Here is an 18,642-nt window from a genome sequence, read left to right as displayed (position 1 = left end):
AGGTACGGCGCTTATTAATAGCACTCAACCTAGCAATTTTTCAATGCGCTGTAGCCCTGCCACCAAGCGATCTACTTCCTCACGGGTATTATAAAGTGCTAATGAGGCACGACACATACTCGGAACCTGGTAGAACGCCATCAGAGGCATGGCACAATGATGACCAGTACGAATCGCGATACCGTATTGGTCAAGGAAACTGCCAACATCATACGCGTGGTGCACCCCTAAATTAAACGCGATAACCCCGGCACGGGCTTGCGGGCCATAAAGTGTCAGGCTGTTTACCTGACCCAGTTGCTCCAAGGCATACTGCATCAGCGACTGCTCATAGTGCTGGATCTGCGCAAGTCCAACATCAGTAACATAACTGATTGCCGCACCCAGCCCCATAATGCCTGCGGTATTGGGTGAACCGGCCTCGAAACGCCATGGCGCATCAGCAAAAGTGGTACCTTGCGTCAGGCTAACGGTTTTGATCATCGAACCGCCCCCTTCCCATGGCGGCATGTGTTGTAGCAGTTCACTCTTGCCGTATAAAATACCAATGCCTGACGGCCCATAAAGTTTATGGCCGGAGAAGACATAAAAATCACAATCCAATGCCTGCACATCTATCGATTGATGCATGATAGCCTGCGCACCATCCACCAGCACCACCAGACCAGCAGCTTTAGCCTGAGCAACAATCTGCTGTATGGGATTCACGGTCCCCAATACATTGGAAACCTGAGTAATCGCCAACAACCGGGTGGTATCATCAATCAAGCCCACCAATGCCGCCAACTCAAGTTCCCCGGTCGCCGTCAGCGGCCAGATACGAATTTCAACACCCAAGTCAGTTGCTAACATCTGCCACGGCACAATATTGGCGTGATGCTCCATCTCAGTGATGATGATGCTGTCACCGGCGCTCAGGAAATGACGGCCATAACTGTTAGCCACCAGGTTGATGGCCTCGGTAGTCCCTTTAACGAAAACAATCTCTTCAGCCGAGGCGGCATTAATAAAACCCGCAACCTGGCTGCGCACCGCTTCCATCTGTTGGGTCGCTTCGCTACTTAGGGTATGGATACCACGATGGACTGCGGCATAACCCTCACGATAAAAGTTAAGCTCCCTGTCGATGACCACTTGTGGCTTCTGTGCGCTGGCGGCGCTGTCCAGATAGGCCAGCGGCTGGCCGTTAACCTGACGGCTCAGCAGTGGAAAGTCAGCTCTGACCTGTTCGATAGGGAAACTCATAGCGATTCTCCGGCTAAGCGCTCAGCAATCCGCGCCAGCACCACTTTGCGAATGGCATCGCTGTGAATGGCTTCCGTCAATTCGGCTGCAAAGGCAAAAATAATCATCTGTTGCGCATCAGCCTGATTAATCCCGCGCGATTGCAGATAAAAAAGCTGTTCCGCATCAATGCGCCCAACCGTCGCACCATGACTGCATTTCACATCATCAGCATAAATCTCTAACTGTGGCTTGGTATCAACTTCAGCCAATTTACTCAACAGTAAATTATTGTTGGTCATCTGGCCGTCAGTTTTTAATGCATGTTGAGCCACTTTAATCATGCCGTTAAAGATAGCTTTACCCCGTTCACGCACAATGGTTTTGTGTAACTGGCGGCTTTCACAATAACCTTTGTTGTGCTCCAGATAGCTGCGGGTATCGCAGATTTCGCGCCCTATCGGGAGCAGCAAGCTATTAATGGATAACGTAGCACCTTCGCCGTTCAGCTGGGCGCTGGTATTATGACGGGTCAACCCGGCACCCAGCAGGAAACTATAACTACGCGCCCGCGCATCACGACTTAATACCAGATCATTATGGGCAAAGTGATAGCTGTGAGGGGTTTCAAATGCCAACTTACAATGGCGTAGTTCAGCATTATCACCTACCTCAATGGTAAGCCGTGCGCCGGTAAAGTGAGGCTGCTCACTCAGACTGACGAAATGTTCAATCACTTCAGCCTGTGCATTAGCTTCAATCACCAGATGGTGTCGGTAGTGACTGGTATTCACAACGTCAGAATCATTGCCTGAGCTGATATGCAGCAGATAGAGCGGCTTCTCACTGTGTTTCCCCACCGGCAATCGGATATGCAGACTTTCCTGCGCCAGACTTTCCGTCAGATGCAAAAACACCTCAGACTGGATCGCCGGAGGAAACTGCGTATTTCCACTCAGGTTGGTCAGTTGATAAGGGCCACACTCAATATCACTGAGTTCAGGTGCATATCGGCCATCAATAAAGACTAAACGATGAGCATCTTGCACCAACGACAGTTCATCGCGTTGGCTAGCCGTCACCTGCGCAGGGCTGGCGAAACTGAAATTATTGACCAGCAAACGTTCCAGTGGCGTGTATTTCCAGTCTTCATGTTTAAAGCTCGGGAAACCCAACTGTAACACCTGTTGCCAGTGCGCACTGGCCTGTGTTGAATGGCCATGCTGGCGCAGATTAAACAGTTGACCGAATTGTTTCAGTGCATCACTGCGCTGTTTTTGTTGCAGATGCTGCTGTTCCAGCATTTTACTGTTGGTCGGTAAGCCAGCCATAGCCTTGCTCCTCCAACTGTTTTACCAATGTGAAATCACCTGACTTAATGATCCGCCCCTGATACAGCACATGCACAAAGTCGGGTTTTACATAATCAAGGATACGCTGATAGTGAGTCACAATAATAAATGCACGGTTTTCGTTACGTAGCGAGTTAACCCCGTTAGCGACAATTTTCAGCGCATCAATATCCAGCCCAGAGTCGGTTTCATCCAGAATACATAACGAGGGTTCCAGTGCCGCCATTTGCAGAATATCGTTACGTTTCTTTTCGCCGCCGGAGAAGCCCACATTAACCGAACGGGTCAGCAAGTCAGCCGGCATTTTCAGTAACTCAATTTTTTCTTCAATAAAATCAGCGAAATCAAAACGGTCCAATGGCTCTTGCTGGCGATATTTACGCACCGCATTGACGGCAGTTTGCAAGAAGAAATGGTTACTGACACCCGGAATTTCCACTGGGTACTGAAAAGCCAAAAATACGCCTTCACCCGCGCGATCCTCTGGGTCCAACTCCAGCAGGTCTTTCCCTTTAAAGGTTATATGCCCCTCGGTCACCTCATACTCTTCACGCCCCGCCAACGCGGCAGATAATGTACTTTTCCCTGAGCCGTTTGGCCCCATGATGGCGTGCACTTCACCGGGTTTGATCTCCAGATCCAAACCTTTGAGGATTTCATTACCTTCAACACTGACTTTTAAATTCTTAATGCTTAACATAGGGTTCCTTGGTGCGCCAGAGCGCAAAACTCTGCGAATGCGTGTTTCAACTCACACTTAACCGACACTGTGTTCCAGACTGATGGCTAACAGTTTCTGTGCTTCGACGGCAAACTCCAGCGGCAGTTCGGAGAACACATCTTTACAGAATCCGTTAACAATCATTGAGATGGCATCATCTTCACTGATACCACGCTGCAAGCAATAAAACAGTTGGTCATCGCCAATTTTTGATGTTGTCGCTTCGTGTTCCAATTGGGCTGAGTTATTGCGCACTTCCACATACGGGAAGGTATGCGCACCGGAGTCCGGCCCAATCAACATCGAATCACATTGCGTAAAGTTACGTGCGTTATCCGCACCGGGCAGGATTTTCACCAAACCACGGTAGGTGTTCTGGCTATGCCCAGCAGAGATCCCTTTGGCAATAATTGTTGATTTGGTGTTTTTGCCAATATGAATCATCTTGGTACCGGTATCGGCTTGCTGGTGGCCATTCGTTAGTGCCACCGAGAAGAACTCACCGATTGAGTTATCACCCTGTAAAATAACGCTTGGATATTTCCAAGTAATAGCGGAGCCAGTCTCAGATTGAGTCCATGACATTTTTGAACCCGCACCTTCACACAACGCACGTTTGGTCACAAAGTTAAGGATCCCGCCGGTGCTATCGGCACCTGCAAACCAGTTCTGCACCGTTGAATATTTCACTTCCGCATTTTTGTGCAAAATGACTTCAACGACCGCAGCGTGTAACTGGTAGCTGTCTCGCACTGGCGCTGAGCACCCTTCGATATAGCTGACATAACTGTCTTCGTCAGCAATCAGAATGGTGCGTTCAAACTGCCCTGTTTTAGCCGCATTAATACGGAAATAGGTGGATAACTCCATCGGACAGCGCACACCTTTTGGCACATAAACAAAAGTGCCATCAGAAGCCACCGCCGCATTTAGCGCGGCAAAAAAGTTATCTTTAGCCGGTACTACCGACCCCAGATATTTACGTACCAAATCCGGGTATTCCTGAATAGCTTCGCTAAATGAGCAGAAAATAATCCCTTGTTCGGCTAATTTCCCACGGTAGGTGGTCGCAACCGAAACTGAGTCAAAAATAGCGTCTACTGCTACTTCGGCCCCTTCGCGCACCGGAACCCCTAGCTGAGCAAAGGCAGATTCAACCTCTGCGGTGAGGTACTCATTCATCGCCTGTTCAGACAGATCACGTGGTGACGCACTGTCCGCAGACGATTGCTGCACTGCACCGGGTTGCGAATCACAACTGTCATCACAACTGCCACAGGATGGCGCGGAGTAATAACTGTAGTCCTGATAATCCAGACTTTTATAATTGGCTTTCAGCCAGTGAGGCTCTTCCATTTCGAGCCAACTGCGATAAGCACCAAGACGAAACTCCAGCATCCATTCAGGCTCATTACGTTTCGCTGAAATGGCGCGAATGACATCTTCACTAAGGCCTTTCGCTAACTGATCAGTCGCAAGCTGGGTAAAAAAGCCTTCTTTGTAACGACCATCGCTGACCCAAGCCTGCACATCATCTGGAACCTCTACATTGCTTCGTGTCATTTCGTTTACATCGCTCAAACGCCAAAACTCTCGCCACACCCGCAGGAATGCTGAGCTTTAGGATTATTAAATTTAAAAATCTGGTTTAGCCCTTCGCGGACATAATCCACCTCGGTGCCATCGATAAACGGCATCGCTTTTAACGGTACGTAGAGTTTGGCACTGCCCTGTTCGAAAACCAGAGCGTCGCTGGCGGGCTCTTTAGCCATATCCATTACATAAGCAAACCCCGCACAACCGGATTGTTTCACGCCAAGCTGCAATCCTTTAATTTGCGGATCTTGCTGCATGAGTCGTGTAATTTGTGCGGCAGCGCTCTCTGTTATCGTCACGCCCTGCCAGACATTCTCGTCGAGTGAAAATGTCCCGACTGATTCCTGTTGCATATGCCCTACCTTATATTTCGCAATCACCCATTAGGTTGATCTTTTCAGGTTAACAATTTGCTGGCTGATTATTGGAGAATCAACACAGATTATTTACAATGGTAGTGATAATAATTATCACTTCAACCGTTTGTTTTGCAGGGATATTAAGAAAAGTGCCGTTTGAACCTCGAATGAGGCGGCAACGAGTAAGCATGCTGCGATGGCCGAAGAGGTCTGGAGGAAAAAGTGCACTTTTATCACCCTGAAATAAATGAATAAATTCCTCTGTGACGCTCGAATCCCTTACTATATCAATGGCTAATCGCAGTCAGCCGCTGAGTATTTAAAACATTCATAAAAAATACCTATTTCTATTTTAACTTTAGCTGAAAACCCTCACAGGGGAAACCTATCATAGAGATTCGCCGCATTTATCGGCTAAATGAAACTGTCTGAAGGGAGCCGCAGCAAGTGCCATGAGCTGCTGACGTCACTCAGGGCCATTGGTGGCCCTGAGTCAGGTAATCACGTGTAATTTGGTGGGGGAATGACCTTATCGGGACAACACGGCGACGGTTAAACGCGAGGTACAACACAGATGGTCTTCTTCATCAAACACCTCAATCTGCCACACCTGATGGCTGCGGCCGATATGAATGGCCCGACAGCAACCCCGAACTTTCCCGGAACGTACTGCTTTCAGGTGGTTAGCATTAATCTCCAACCCCACGACTTGCTGGCCTTCGGTGGTACACAGATATCCGGCCATCGAACCGAGCGACTCCGCCAGCACCACCGACGCACCACCATGAAGTAAACCGAAAGGTTGAGTCGTCCGCTGGTCTACTGGCATCGTGGCTTCTATTTCGTTATCAGAGAGGCGGGTAAACTCAATGCCCAAATGCCCAACCATACAGCCCTGGCATTGCTGGTTTAACTGTTCCAGCGTTGCGGTGCGTTTCCACAGCATCTTTTCCCCTTGGTTGTTGAAATTACAGCAGCAATAGCTGTTCTGATTACTCAGCCCATCCTTGGGCTTTGCCTCTGCGAGGCGGCGGCAAGTAGCACGAAGTAAATAGCATAGTCAGCTCGTAGGTTAAACCAGCTCAAGCAAAGCTTGTAACGGATGTCTCAGTCCATTGCCTTCAATACGTTTAACCTGACTCCGGCAAGAGTAACCTGTGGCTAAACAGCGTTTACCCGGTAACTTTTGTAACGCCTGTTGCCAGGATAACGCGTAAATACCCAACGAGTTATCGATGTTCCTCGCTTCATGACCATAAGTTCCGGCCATGCCACAACACCCGACACTGACGTTTTCCAGTTTGGCACCATAACGGGAGAATATTGCTGCCCAGTGCTGGCTGCTGGCAGGTAGTGCCGTGGTTTCGGTGCAATGCCCAAACAGGTACCAGGATTCGCCACTCATCTGCTGCTCTGGCAGGTCAGCCAGGGCCATCTGTAGCCACTCGTGCACCAATTGCACCGTAAAGTCACCGCGCGCATCACCAAGAATCTCTTTATATTCATCGCGATAACAAAGAACCAGCGCCGGATCAACCCCAACCATTGGTATCCCCAGTAACGAAATGCGATTAAGAAAATCTGCCGTCTTACGGGCCGTTTTAGCAAAACGTTGCAGGAAACCTTTAATGTGCTGCGCTTTACCGTTGGGTGAGAATGGCAACAGCACGGGATTGAAGCCCAGTTTTTCTACCAAGTGAACAAAATCCGCCACCACCTGAGCGTCGTAGTAACTGGTGAAGGGATCCTGCACGATCAGCACATGCTGGTGGCGTTCTGACTCAGACAGTTTCTCCAACTGCTCAAGGGTCATAGTACTGGCATAATGGCCGGATAATGATTGCTTCAACGTTGGGCTAGAAAGCATCGGTAAGTCCACCATACCAATACTTTTCCGGCTTAGCTCCCTGACCCACGGCTGTTTGAGGAAAAAGTTAAACACTTTTGGGGTTTTGGCCATTAACGGCGCATAACTCTCTACTCCAGCCACCACATAGTCACGCAGTGGGCGATGATAACGGGTGTGATACAACTGTAGGAAGCGGGAACGGAAGCCCGGTACATCAATTTTTATCGGGCACTGCGTCGAGCAAGCTTTGCATGCCAGACAACCTGACATCGCCTCTTTGACTTCATGAGAGAAATCATAATCCCCCTGACTGGCAGCCCAGGTATTACGGGTTTTCTCAATCAAACCACGCAGGCTGGGGCGTTTGGTCGCCAGCCCTTTCTCTAGTGCAATGGGGTCAACCCCTTGCTCAGATAGCAGCCGTAACCATTCTCGCACCAGCGTTGCCCGGCCTTTTGGTGAATGAATACGGTCACCGGTAATCTTCATCGACGGGCACATCGGGCTACGTGTATCAAAGTTAAAGCACAGACCGTTACCATTACATTCCATCGCACCACGGAATGAGGTTCTTACTGCTAACGGAATACGCCGGTCCAAGGTACCGCGTTTAGCTGAGGTATCCACTTTCATCATTGGCGCATCACTGCCCAACGGTGAGCATATTTTCCCCGGATTTAAGCGATTATCCGGGTCGAAAACGGATTTAATGCGCCGCAACTCGTGGTAAAGCACTTCACCAAAGAAGTCAGGGCTGTATTCTGCACGGAAACCCTTACCGTGCTCGCCCCATAGCAAGCCGCCATAGCGCGCCGTCAGTTGCACCACTTGGTCAGATATCTGTTTCATCAGCATTTCTTGCTGTGGATCGCACATATCCAGCGCTGGGCGTACATGTAATACCCCCGCATCCACGTGACCAAACATGCCGTAGCTCAAATTGTGGCTATCAAGCAGTTGGCGGAACTCGACAATATAATCGGCCAAATGTTGTGGTGGCACACAGGTATCTTCCGCAAACGGAATGGGCTTAGCCTGGCCTTTACTGTTGCCTAACAAACCAACCGCTTTTTTGCGCATACCATAGATGCGCTCAATACCCGCTAACTCACTGCAAATCTGGTAACCAATAACGCCGCCTTGCTGAGCAGACATCAGGTCATCCAAGCGCTGACAAAGTGCCTCCATTTGACTATCGATCAGTGCCTTATCATCACCGGCAAACTCAACGATATTCAACCCCAGCATCTCTTTATCAGGGATATCGGTAATCAGCTCTTTTACTGAGTGCCAGACAATATCTTCTTTGGCCAGATTAAGAACTTTAGAGTCCACAGTTTCCACTGACAGTGCTTTGGCTTCCACCATAAACGGGGCATTACGCAGAGCGGAATCGAAGGAGTCATACTTTACATTCACCAGACGGCGAACTTTAGGCAGCGGTGTTATATCCAGTGTCGCTTCAGTAATGAAGGCCAGCGTGCCCTCTGCACCGGTTAAAATTCGGGTCAGGTCAAAGGTTTGCAGGTCATCACTAAACACGTGGCGTAAATCATATCCGGTCAGGAAACGGTTTAATTGGGGGAATTTCTCCAGAATCAGCGCGCGCTGCTCACGGCAGTGATGCAGCACCGTATGATAAATACGGCCGGTTACAGAGTCCTCCTGCGCAATCGTTTGTGCCAATGCCGTCGGCATGGCGCGGGTATCGAGCAGGGTTCCACCCAGCAATATGGCACGTAGCCCCAACACATGGTCGGACGTTTTGCCATACACTAGCGACCCCTGCCCAGAGGCATCGGTATTGATCATTCCACCCAATGTGGCGCGGTTACTGGTCGATAACTCGGGCGAAAAGAAGTAGCCGAATGGCCGCAGATATTGATTGAGCTGATCTTTAATCACCCCCGCTTCAACCCGCACCCAACCCTGTTCGGGATTAATCTCCAGAATACGGTTCATATGGCGCGACATATCCACCACAATGCCACTGTTCAGTGCCTGGCCATTGGTGCCGGTCCCGCCGCCGCGAGGCGTAAATACCAGGGATTTAAAACTCTCCAGGCCAGCCAGACGGCCAATCAAGGCAACATCTGCAGTCGAACGAGGAAAAACCACGGCGTCGGGTAGCAGTTGGTAAATACTGTTGTCCGTCGCCATAGTCAGGCGATCGGCATAATTAGTGGCGGTATCGCCGGTGAATCCGTTTTGCTTCAAAGCATCCAAAAAATCTAGCACCAACTGGATGACACCCGGTGCCTGAGAAATCTGTGGGATCATTAGTGTGACCCTATCTAATAGGTATGTTTGTGGTTCCGCCAAGAGATTATCTGCTAGCAATCCTCTTTGTCGAATAATTTATGTCAATTCAGAATGATGAGAAAGTGATGCGTATCTGCCGAGGATAAATGCGGCAATAAATCATTAAGTATCAAAATTATATATTGTATAAATAATAGTCGCACCACGCCGAAAGAACATTGTTTCAGCACCTTGGTTGCGGTCGGTGTTTTTGTTATGTCCAAGCTAATGCTATTTTTTAACAAATCACAGCAGTAAAATCCGGCGTTGTCTGTTAAAACATTAAAAAATACACCATGATTAGTACAGATGCTTAATTAGTTCAAAATCTAATGAGTGCCTAAAAAACAGTGCGATGGCCACCTTGCCATGACTTTCGATGTGAGAACCCATTGATGAATTACCCGCAGCAGCGCCGTTTCGATTTACCTAAACTGATGTTTGGGGTGATATTCATTATGATAATGATTATCGCCAGTTTCTGGGTGGTACAGCCTTTTATTATGGGTTTTGCCTGGGCGGGCATGGTAGTCATTGCGACCTGGCCACTGTTGATTAGGCTGCAAAGGCTACTTTGGGGTAAGCGCTGGCTGGCTGCTATTGTCATGACTCTGCTGCTGGTGTTGTTGTTTGTCATCCCGATAGCCCTACTGGTCAGCAGCCTGGTGGAAAACAGCGGCCCGCTTATCCAGTGGGCATCCAGCCCGTCTAATGTGCGCATGCCGGATATGACCTGGTTGCAATCGATCCCAATGGTGGGGAACAAACTCTATAGTAGTTGGCATACATTGGTTGCCGGTGGTGGCAATGCGATGATCGCCAAAGTTCAACCCTATATTGGTGCGGCCGCGACCTGGCTGGTAGCTCAAGCCGCCCATGTCGGTTATTTTTTGATTCATCTGGCGCTGATGGTGCTGTTCAGTGTTTTACTCTATTTCCATGGTGAGCAAGTCGGGCTGGGTATCCGCCATTTTGCGGTGCGCGCTGCCGATAAACGTGGTGATGCCGTCGTGGTGCTGGCCGCTAAAGCTATCCGGGCCGTCGCATTGGGGGTCGTGGTCACCGCACTGGTACAAGCAGTGCTGGGCGGGATTGGGCTGGCGATTGCGGGCATTCAATACGCCACACTGTTTACCGTATTAATGTTTATCTGCTGCGTAGCTCAGCTTGGGCCACTGTTGATACTGGTCCCGGCAATTATCTGGTTGTATTGGACCGGTGATACCACCTGGGGCACGGCACTGCTGGTTTGGAGCTGTATCGTTGGTACCATGGATAACGTTTTACGCCCCTACCTTATCCGTATGGAAGCTGATATGCCGATGATTCTCATCCTGTCCGGGGTGATTGGTGGCTTGTTGTCATTCGGCATGATTGGCTTGTTTATTGGGCCGGTGGTGTTAGCCATCTCCTACCGCCTGACTTCTGCCTGGGTCAATGAAGCGCCGGAACCTGAAGAGAGTATGAAGGAAGTTGCCAAGCATTTAGAAGAGCTTTAGCTCTTACCGGGGGTTTGGTAGTTATGCTGCCGAACCCCTATTATCCAGCGACATTCGCTATTAACAATTAAGAACAACCGTTTTAATTCCTCTATTTCTATTCTCAACCTGTATTTCATTAGTTATTAAATAGAATGATTATTAATAACCATATGAAATTAATCCTATAAAAACATTTATTTAACCTATTATATTCAGAAGATTCTTAATGACTAAGCCACGGAATTTACTTAATATTATTATTAGAAAGTGCTTTCCCCAAGGCATTTAAATAATTCATCTTCAAATGACTTATTTAAATATCTGTAATCGAATACACGTATTGCTGTGTGTAGTCTTTGCCTGTCATCTTAGACGGGCTTTTTTTTTACTTATTATTGCAAAAAATCCGCAACCTAAGCTGCGGATAATTAAATGTCTCTCTATCGGTATAACCCGAGTCCAATCAATGCTTAGTATGTTGCGCCAAACTGACCCACGTTTGTACTACGGTGTCTGGGTTAAGGGACAAACTGTCAATCCCCTGATCCATCAGCCATAAAGCAAAATCCTCATGGTCTGACGGACCCTGACCACAAATCCCCACATACTTGCCTTGACGTTTCGCCGCCTGAATGGCCATCGACAGCAACGCCTTAACGGCTTCATTGCGCTCATCAAACAGTTCAGAAACCACACCGGAGTCGCGATCCAGCCCCAATGTTAACTGAGTCATATCATTGGAGCCGATAGAGAAGCCATCAAAATGCTCAAGGAATTGATCCGCCAGCAATGCATTGGACGGGATTTCGCACATCATAATAAGCTTCAGGCCATTCTCACCACGTTTCAGTCCTTGTCTTGCCAGTTCTGCCACCACCGCCTCTGCCTGAGCCACTGTACGTACGAAAGGCACCATGACTTCGACGTTAGTCAACCCCATCACATTCCGCACCCGCTTAACCGCCTCACACTCCAGTGCGAAACAATCACGGAAGCTGTCTGCGACATAACGCCCCGCCCCACGGAAACCTAACATCGGATTCTCTTCATGTGGCTCATAAGCTTCTCCGCCAACCAGATTGGCGTATTCGTTAGATTTAAAATCCGACAAGCGCACAATCACACGTTTCGGCCAGAAAGCGGCACCCAAGGTAGAGATCCCTTCGGTCAAGCGACCAACGTAAAACTCGACCGGATCGTCATAACCCTTCATCAAGGCTTTGATTTCTGCCTGAATTGCAGGCTCCTGGCTATCGAATTCCAGCAATGCTTTAGGATGCACACCAATCATGCGGTTGATGATAAATTCCAGACGCGCCAAGCCAACGCCGTCATTTGGGAGACGGGCAAAGTCGAAGGCTCGGTCTGGATTGCCAACATTCATCATTATTTTCAACGGCAAATCAGGCAGTTCAGTAACTTGTGAGCTCTGAATCGAGAAATCGAGCAACTCTTGATAAACATAGCCCGTATCCCCTTCGGCGCAAGAAACCGTAACCTTCTGCCCTTCTCTCAGAATATCAGTGGCATTACCACAACCCACAACGGCTGGGATCCCCAGCTCACGAGCGATGATTGCCGCATGGCAGGTACGCCCGCCACGGTTGGTCACAATCGCTGATGCTTTTTTCATGATCGGTTCCCAGTCAGGGTCCGTCATGTCTGTTACCAGTACATCACCCGCCTGAATACGGTCCATCTCGCTGATATCATTAATCACCTTAACCGGCCCCGCACCAATACGATGACCAATGGCGCGCCCCTCCACCAGCACCTCACTTTGGGCATTCAGCAGATAACGCTCCATAACTTGCTCGTTGGAACGTACTGTTTCTGGGCGAGCTTGCACGATAAACAGCTTACCGGTATGGCCATCTTTGGCCCACTCAATGTCCATCGGGCGGCCATAATGCTTTTCGATTGATAGTGCCTGATGCGCCAGCACTTGTACCTCTTCATCACTGAGAGCGAAACGATTGCGTTGTACTTCTGGCACATCTTCAATCTGTACCTGTTTGCCATGTTCCTGGCTTTCGGCATAGATCATGCGAATTTTTTTCGAACCCATAGTGCGGCGTACTATCGCGGGTTTGCCATTACGCAATGTTGGCTTATGGACATAAAACTCATCCGGGTTCACCGCCCCTTGCACCACCATTTCGCCTAAACCATAAGCTGCGGTGATAAAAACCACCTGATCGAAGCCTGATTCAGTATCAATAGTAAACATCACGCCCGCCGAGGCGAGATCAGAGCGCACCATCCGTTGTACACCAGCAGATAGCGCCACCCCACGGTGGTCGTAGCCTTGATGCACACGATAGGAAATAGCGCGATCATTGAACAGTGAGGCAAATACGTGCTTGATAGCAACCATCACCGCATCAATCCCCTGCACATTCAAGAAGGTTTCCTGCTGGCCGGCAAAGGAGGCATCTGGCATATCTTCGGCAGTAGCCGATGAGCGCACAGCAAAAGAAGCCTCAGGCTCACCGTCAGCTAATTGTTGGTAGGCTTCATGAATAGCCTGTTCAAACTCGGGATGGAACGGCGTCTCAACCACCCATTGACGAATCTGCGCGCCCGCTTTGGCTAATGCCGCAATATCATCAACATTGGTCTGATCCAACAATTGATAAATGCGTTGGTTAACACCGCTTTGCTCCAGAAATTCGTTAAATGCTTGAGCTGTGGTAGCAAAACCATTAGGTACCGAAACACCCAGGTCTGAAAGATTGGTTATCATTTCACCCAGGGAGGCATTCTTGCCGCCTACCCGCTCAACATCGTTCATGCCAAGCTGATTGTACCAAAGCACATTGCACAGATTTAGGCCATTGTTGGACATCGAAACAATCCTTTTTACATTGTCTATTAATTATGGACGGTCAGTAGGGTACAGACGGAGGTATCACGGCTGACGAATCAGCTATTTCAGACTAGCACAATGATCCATAGTCCATGGACAGGTGAATCGATCAACCCAACAAGAAAAGTTATTTTCAGGCGATTCTGACAGCAAACGCTTTACCGATAGGCCGAATCAGGCACACTGATTAGGCTAAACTTGTCACCAGATGCTTATTTATCAGTGTGGTCAATCCGACCAGAAAAATACTCAGGAGTCAGCGTGGAGAGAAGTGTGTTTTATATTTCGGATGGTACCGCCATCACTGCAGAAGTACTCGGTCATGCTGTTTTGTCGCAGTTCCCTGTTAAAGCCACTACCTTTACGCTGCCGTTTGTCGAAAGTGCTGCGCGTGCGCAAGAGGTTTGCCAGAAGATTAATCAGATATATCAAGACACTGGCGTTAGACCGCTGGTTTTCTATTCGATAATCAGTGCGGAAGTGCGTGAACTCATTCAGCACAGTGAGGGATTTTGTCAGGATATTGTGCAAGCACTGGTTGCCCCACTACAGGGCGAACTGGGGGTTGCCCCACAACCGGTGCTCAACCGAACCCACGGTCTTACTGAAAGCAATTTGGGCAAATACGATGCGCGGATTGCGGCTATCGACTACGCCCTGGCCCATGATGACGGTATTTCTCTGCGTAATCTGGATCAAGCACAGGTGATTCTATTGGGGGTTTCCCGTTGCGGTAAAACCCCAACCAGCCTCTATTTAGCCATGCAATTTGGGATTCGTGCTGCAAACTACCCATTTATCGCCGATGATATGGACAATTTGCAACTTCCCGCCGCGCTGAAACCTTTTCAGCAAAAACTGTTTGGTTTGACAATTAACCCTGAACGGCTGGCGGCAATCCGTGAAGAACGACGTGAAAATAGCCGTTATGCCTCGCTGCACCAATGCCGAATAGAGGTGGGTGAAGTAGAAGCGCTATTTCGCAAGAATCAGATTCGCTATCTGAACTCCACTAACTACTCCGTTGAGGAAATCTCCACCAAAATCCTGGATATTTTAGGCATGAGTCGCCGCATGTTCTAATGGAATATTTGCCTGAGATATTATTTACAGTTTATTTCATCACAAATTGTATGAATCAAGGCCGTGGCGGTTGAATTCATTTAGTTTTGGTTTATTGTGATCGCCATCACTTCCCGGTATTCCTGCCGCAGAGAAGAACAGATTTAGAGAATTTCCATGCACAAAACAGATGAACTGCGGACTGCGCGCATCGATAGCTTAATCACGCCACAACAACTGGCGGAAAAATTACCGATTTCTGCCAGCATTGCCGATAACGTGACAGCGTCACGTAAACGAATTGAAAAGATCCTCACCGGCGAAGACTCCCGCTTGCTAGTGGTTGTCGGTCCCTGCTCGATTCACGACCTTGATGCCGCCATTGATTACGCCACCCGACTGAATGTATTACGCGAGCGCTATCAGGATCGCCTGGAAGTCGTCATGCGCACCTATTTCGAGAAACCGCGCACCGTCGTGGGTTGGAAGGGGTTAATTTCTGACCCGGCGTTGGATGGCTCATGTCAGGTCAATCGAGGGATTGAGATGGCGCGCAAACTGCTATTGGCAGTTAATGAGTTAGGTCTACCTACTGCCACCGAATTCCTTGATATGGTGACAGGTCAGTACATTGCCGACCTGATCAGTTGGGGGGCCATTGGCGCACGTACCACGGAAAGCCAGATTCATCGAGAAATGGCATCGGCCCTCTCCTGCCCGGTGGGTTTCAAAAATGGCACTGACGGCAATACCCGCATTGCAATTGATGCTATCCGTGCCGCGCAAGCCAGCCATATGTTTTTATCCCCGGATAAAAACGGCCAGATGACGATTTACCAAACCAGCGGCAACCCGCATGGGCACATTATTATGCGTGGCGGTCGGCAGCCTAATTATGGTGCATCTGATATTGCCACAGCCTGTGACAGCCTGCGTGAATTCGATTTACCGGAACATCTGGTGGTCGATTTTAGCCATGGTAATTGTCAGAAAATGCACCGCCGCCAGTTGGAAGTTGCCGCTGATATCGGGCAGCAAATCCGTAACGGTTCTAGCGCTATTGTCGGTGTGATGGCTGAAAGCTTCCTGATTGAGGGCTCGCAGAAAATTGTTGCGGGTCAGCCCTTGATCTATGGACAATCCATTACCGACCCTTGCCTGAATTGGGCCGATACTGAACAGTTATTGAACTTATTGGCCATTGCTGTCAGCAGCCGGTTTTAATTAACACACAGTGATAGAATGGGTTAACACGCCACATTGACTCTGTTCTATCACTGGATTAAATGGTCCACGCCCCCTCATTCCGCTCAAGCTCCCTTTTTACAAATCAATTCTAAACTATCTATCCAAAATATTAATTACTAAGAAAAATAAAGGAATTAACATAAAAAGTAATAGAGATTGTTATTGAAACCATCCACAGATGAAGATGATAATGATTATCACTTAACTGGATACTCTAAAGAATACTTCTTATGCGCAAGGGCACCTATCCTAATCAAGCCGTAAATTGCACACCAACCCCATCTCCTGCGGTGTTGCAATTATCCTGTATTAATAGCGGACAACTGCTTGGTCAACATGATGTCGTGGTGATCAATCACCAAGGGCAGTTCTATTATTTGCGCCAAACCAAAGCAGGAAAACTAATACTGACTAAATAATTTTTAGTCACTCGATCCTATTTGCAAAAAATATCCACTACGCCAGCCACCTTATATTGAATACTCAGGCAGCCAGCAACTTATTGATTATGTTTAATAACATAGGGAGAGTTGCTTATGCTTCGTTTTTTTCGTTTGTCTTTATGCAGTCTGGCAATAACCGTGGCGTTATCCCCGCTGGCAACAGCTCATTCGGCACCTGCCAGTAAGAATCACACCCTTATTGTTACCGGAACTCAACCGGCGACTGACAGTTTCAACACCCCCGGCACAGTCACCGTCATTGATGCTGCATTACCAGACAAACAAACTGCTACCACCGCCGCAGAAATGCTGCAAAACGTACCCGGTGTGAGTGTTAGCGGTGTTGGGCGCACCAATGGACAGAACGTTAATATCAGAGGCTATGATCAGTATGGTGTGCTGGTGCTCATTGATGGTATTCGTCAGGGCATCACGGGGGCCAATATCAGTGGTACTTTCCTTGATCCGGCCCTGATAAAGCAGGTCAGCATCATTCGTAGCCCATCAACATCAAGGTTTGGCAGTGGTGCCATGGGCGGGGTGATTGCTTACCAGACCGTTGATGCGGCCGACTTGCTGGCTGAGGGCCAAAATCTTGGTTTCCGAGTCAGTGGCTTTGGCGCCACGGGTTATCACAGTATCGGCTCTGGGGTGTCCATGTTTGGCCGTACAGAGAGTCTTGATGGCATTATCGCGCTAAGTAAACGTAAGGTCGGCAATATTTACCACGGCAACGGTAATGAAGCGCCGAATGATGAAACGATTAACAGCTTGATGTTTAAGGGCACCGCCTATCTTTCTGACAGCCAATCGTTAACCACCGCCCTGCGTTATTACAATAACCAAGCACTAGAACCGCGCATGGCTAATCTTAGTACGCCTGACTTAAAATTTAATAAAAATCCAATGATGAATCGTTCCACCCTTCAACGTGATGCCGAGTTAACCTACCGCCTGCAACCACAACACCTTGATTGGTTGGATGCCACCAGCCAACTCTACTATTCCGAGATCAATATTAGCGATGACGTCAATCGCGAAGGCTCAGGCCGCCGAAAACAGATCACCCGTGGTTTAAAGCTGGAAAATAGCAGCCTGCTATTTACTCACAGCCCGGCTGCAAATTTATTCACTTATGGCATTGAAACCTACCATCAAGAGCAAGTTCCAGTCGGTGTTATTCGTAGTTTCCCCCCGTCTGAAATCAAATTTTCCTCCGGTTGGTTGCAAGATGAAGTTACGCTGCGTGATTTACCCGTTACCTTGCTGCTAGGCAGCCGTTTTGATCGTTATCACAACAGCCGCGCCGGTTTTGCTGATAGAGAAGCTAAAAACGGGTCAACTCGAGGTGCCGTTACCCTCAAGCCCACCGATTGGCTGATGTTGTTTAGTGCCTACAGCCAAGCGTTCCGTACCCCAACGCTGACTGAGCTTTATAATGATTCGATTCATTTCTCTATGGGGCCTTTTACCAATCGCTGGCGACCCAATCCAAACCTAAAACCCGAAAGCAACGTCACTCGTGAGGCTGGTTTTGGTTTGAACTTTGAACAATTATTGTCCAATGATGATTTGATTGAATTCAAAGCCAGCTACTTTAATATTGATGCCAAAAACCGCATCACCAGTGAAGTCCACACCGAATTTTTTGGTAAAAATTACTCCGGCTACATCAATATCCCGCGCAGTAAAAGCTGGGGTTGGGATGTGTCATTGGATTACCAGAATCAATGGATTGACTGGGCGCTGGCCTATAACCGCACTCGTGCTATTAATCTCGACACCCGCCAATTTATTAACAGTATCAATCCAGATACCGTCACCAGCAGGCTTAATATCCCTATTGCCAACAGTGGTTTTAGCACTGGCTGGATCCTGACAATGGCAGAAAACACCAAGTTTATGAAAAATAACGATGCCAAAACGTCGTCACGCCGTTCCTATGCGCCGCAAGCTGGTTATGCGGTCCATGACTTTGACCTAAGCTACCGTGGGGCTGGCAGCTTGAATGGCCTCACCACCACCGCAGTATTGGGTAATGCGTTTAATAAGGAGTACTACTCACCGCAAGCAATCCCGCGGGATGGGCGTAATGCCAAACTGTTAATCAGCTATCAGTGGTAATCACAAGGAAGCG

At 48.6% G+C, this 18,642-nt stretch carries 15 protein-coding genes and 1 other RNA gene; 6 read left to right on the top strand and 10 right to left on the bottom strand.

Features of this window, described 5'->3' with window-relative positions:
* Positions 1–24: 24 nt before the first annotated feature.
* The 9 genes from A6J66_004815 to A6J66_004775 all read right to left on the bottom strand — a co-directional run bounded on the left by A6J66_004815 (position 25) and on the right by A6J66_004775 (position 9,647).
* A complete protein-coding gene (locus tag A6J66_004815; protein ID PNM23577.1) occupies positions 25–1,245 on the bottom strand; it encodes a cysteine desulfurase SufS in 1,221 nt (406 codons plus the stop codon).
* Positions 1,242–2,555 (bottom strand): signal peptide peptidase SppA, encoded by a 1,314-nt coding sequence (locus A6J66_004810; GenBank protein ID PNM23576.1) that lies wholly within the window; start codon positions 2,553–2,555, stop codon positions 1,242–1,244. Before A6J66_004810 ends, A6J66_004815 begins: the two co-directional genes overlap by 4 nt.
* Entirely contained in the window at positions 2,530–3,276 is a 747-nt protein-coding gene (locus A6J66_004805; GenBank protein ID PNM23575.1) for a Fe-S cluster assembly ATPase SufC, read from the bottom strand. Before A6J66_004805 ends, A6J66_004810 begins: the two co-directional genes overlap by 26 nt.
* A 57-nt stretch (positions 3,277–3,333) precedes the next feature.
* Complete coding sequence (locus A6J66_004800; GenBank protein ID PNM23574.1) at positions 3,334–4,860, bottom strand: Fe-S cluster assembly protein SufB; 1,527 nt, start codon at positions 4,858–4,860, stop codon at positions 3,334–3,336.
* A gap of 14 nt (positions 4,861–4,874) precedes the next feature.
* A complete protein-coding gene (locus tag A6J66_004795) occupies positions 4,875–5,246 on the bottom strand; it encodes a Fe-S cluster assembly scaffold SufA (protein PNM23573.1) in 372 nt (123 codons plus the stop codon).
* A 79-nt stretch (positions 5,247–5,325) separates the two neighbouring features.
* Positions 5,326–5,442, bottom strand: coding sequence for a Vago-PB, isoform B (locus A6J66_004790; protein PNM23572.1), 117 nt, complete (start codon positions 5,440–5,442; stop codon positions 5,326–5,328).
* Positions 5,443–5,781: 339 nt separating this feature from the next.
* On the bottom strand, positions 5,782–6,198 hold the full coding sequence (locus tag A6J66_004785) for a thioesterase (GenBank protein ID PNM23571.1): 417 nt from the start codon (positions 6,196–6,198) through the stop codon (positions 5,782–5,784).
* A 126-nt stretch (positions 6,199–6,324) separates the two neighbouring features.
* Positions 6,325–9,381: an FAD-binding oxidoreductase gene (locus A6J66_004780; protein PNM23570.1), complete on the bottom strand. Its 3,057-nt coding sequence runs from the start codon at positions 9,379–9,381 to the stop codon at positions 6,325–6,327.
* Between the two features lie 83 nt (positions 9,382–9,464).
* Entirely contained in the window at positions 9,465–9,647 is a 183-nt protein-coding gene (locus A6J66_004775) for a hypothetical protein (protein PNM23569.1), read from the bottom strand.
* 150 nt (positions 9,648–9,797) lie between these two features.
* Between A6J66_004775 and A6J66_004770 the strand changes: the two genes are divergently transcribed.
* Both A6J66_004770 and rprA read left to right on the top strand, forming a co-directional pair.
* Complete coding sequence (locus A6J66_004770) at positions 9,798–10,901, top strand: AI-2E family transporter (GenBank protein PNM23568.1); 1,104 nt, start codon at positions 9,798–9,800, stop codon at positions 10,899–10,901.
* A gap of 265 nt (positions 10,902–11,166) precedes the next feature.
* Positions 11,167–11,271, top strand: an RNA gene (gene rprA / locus A6J66_004765) — antisense sRNA RprA.
* A gap of 75 nt (positions 11,272–11,346) precedes the next feature.
* On the opposite strand, the gene A6J66_004760 is transcribed toward rprA, so the two are convergent.
* Positions 11,347–13,731: a phosphoenolpyruvate synthase gene (locus tag A6J66_004760; GenBank protein PNM23567.1), complete on the bottom strand. Its 2,385-nt coding sequence runs from the start codon at positions 13,729–13,731 to the stop codon at positions 11,347–11,349.
* 282 nt (positions 13,732–14,013) lie between these two features.
* Between A6J66_004760 and A6J66_004755 the strand changes: the two genes are divergently transcribed.
* The 4 genes from A6J66_004755 (at position 14,014) to A6J66_004740 (ending at position 18,629) form a co-directional block, all read left to right on the top strand.
* Entirely contained in the window at positions 14,014–14,835 is an 822-nt protein-coding gene (locus A6J66_004755) for a kinase/pyrophosphorylase (protein PNM23566.1), read from the top strand.
* Positions 14,836–14,991: 156 nt separating this feature from the next.
* Positions 14,992–16,038 carry a 3-deoxy-7-phosphoheptulonate synthase gene (locus A6J66_004750; protein PNM23565.1) on the top strand — a complete coding sequence of 349 codons (1,047 nt, stop codon included), beginning with the start codon at positions 14,992–14,994 and terminating at the stop codon, positions 16,036–16,038.
* A gap of 254 nt (positions 16,039–16,292) precedes the next feature.
* Positions 16,293–16,481 carry a hemin uptake protein HemP gene (locus A6J66_004745; protein ID PNM23564.1) on the top strand — a complete coding sequence of 63 codons (189 nt, stop codon included), beginning with the start codon at positions 16,293–16,295 and terminating at the stop codon, positions 16,479–16,481.
* A 117-nt stretch (positions 16,482–16,598) separates the two neighbouring features.
* On the top strand, positions 16,599–18,629 hold the full coding sequence (locus tag A6J66_004740; GenBank protein PNM23563.1) for a TonB-dependent hemoglobin/transferrin/lactoferrin family receptor: 2,031 nt from the start codon (positions 16,599–16,601) through the stop codon (positions 18,627–18,629).
* Positions 18,630–18,642: the final 13 nt, after the last annotated feature.

Source organism: Yersinia enterocolitica, assembly GCA_002082245.2.
Lineage (GTDB): Bacteria > Pseudomonadota > Gammaproteobacteria > Enterobacterales > Enterobacteriaceae > Yersinia > Yersinia enterocolitica_E.
The sequence above is the reverse complement of the archived record's forward strand: the minus strand, read 5'-3'. Positions and strand labels throughout refer to the sequence as shown.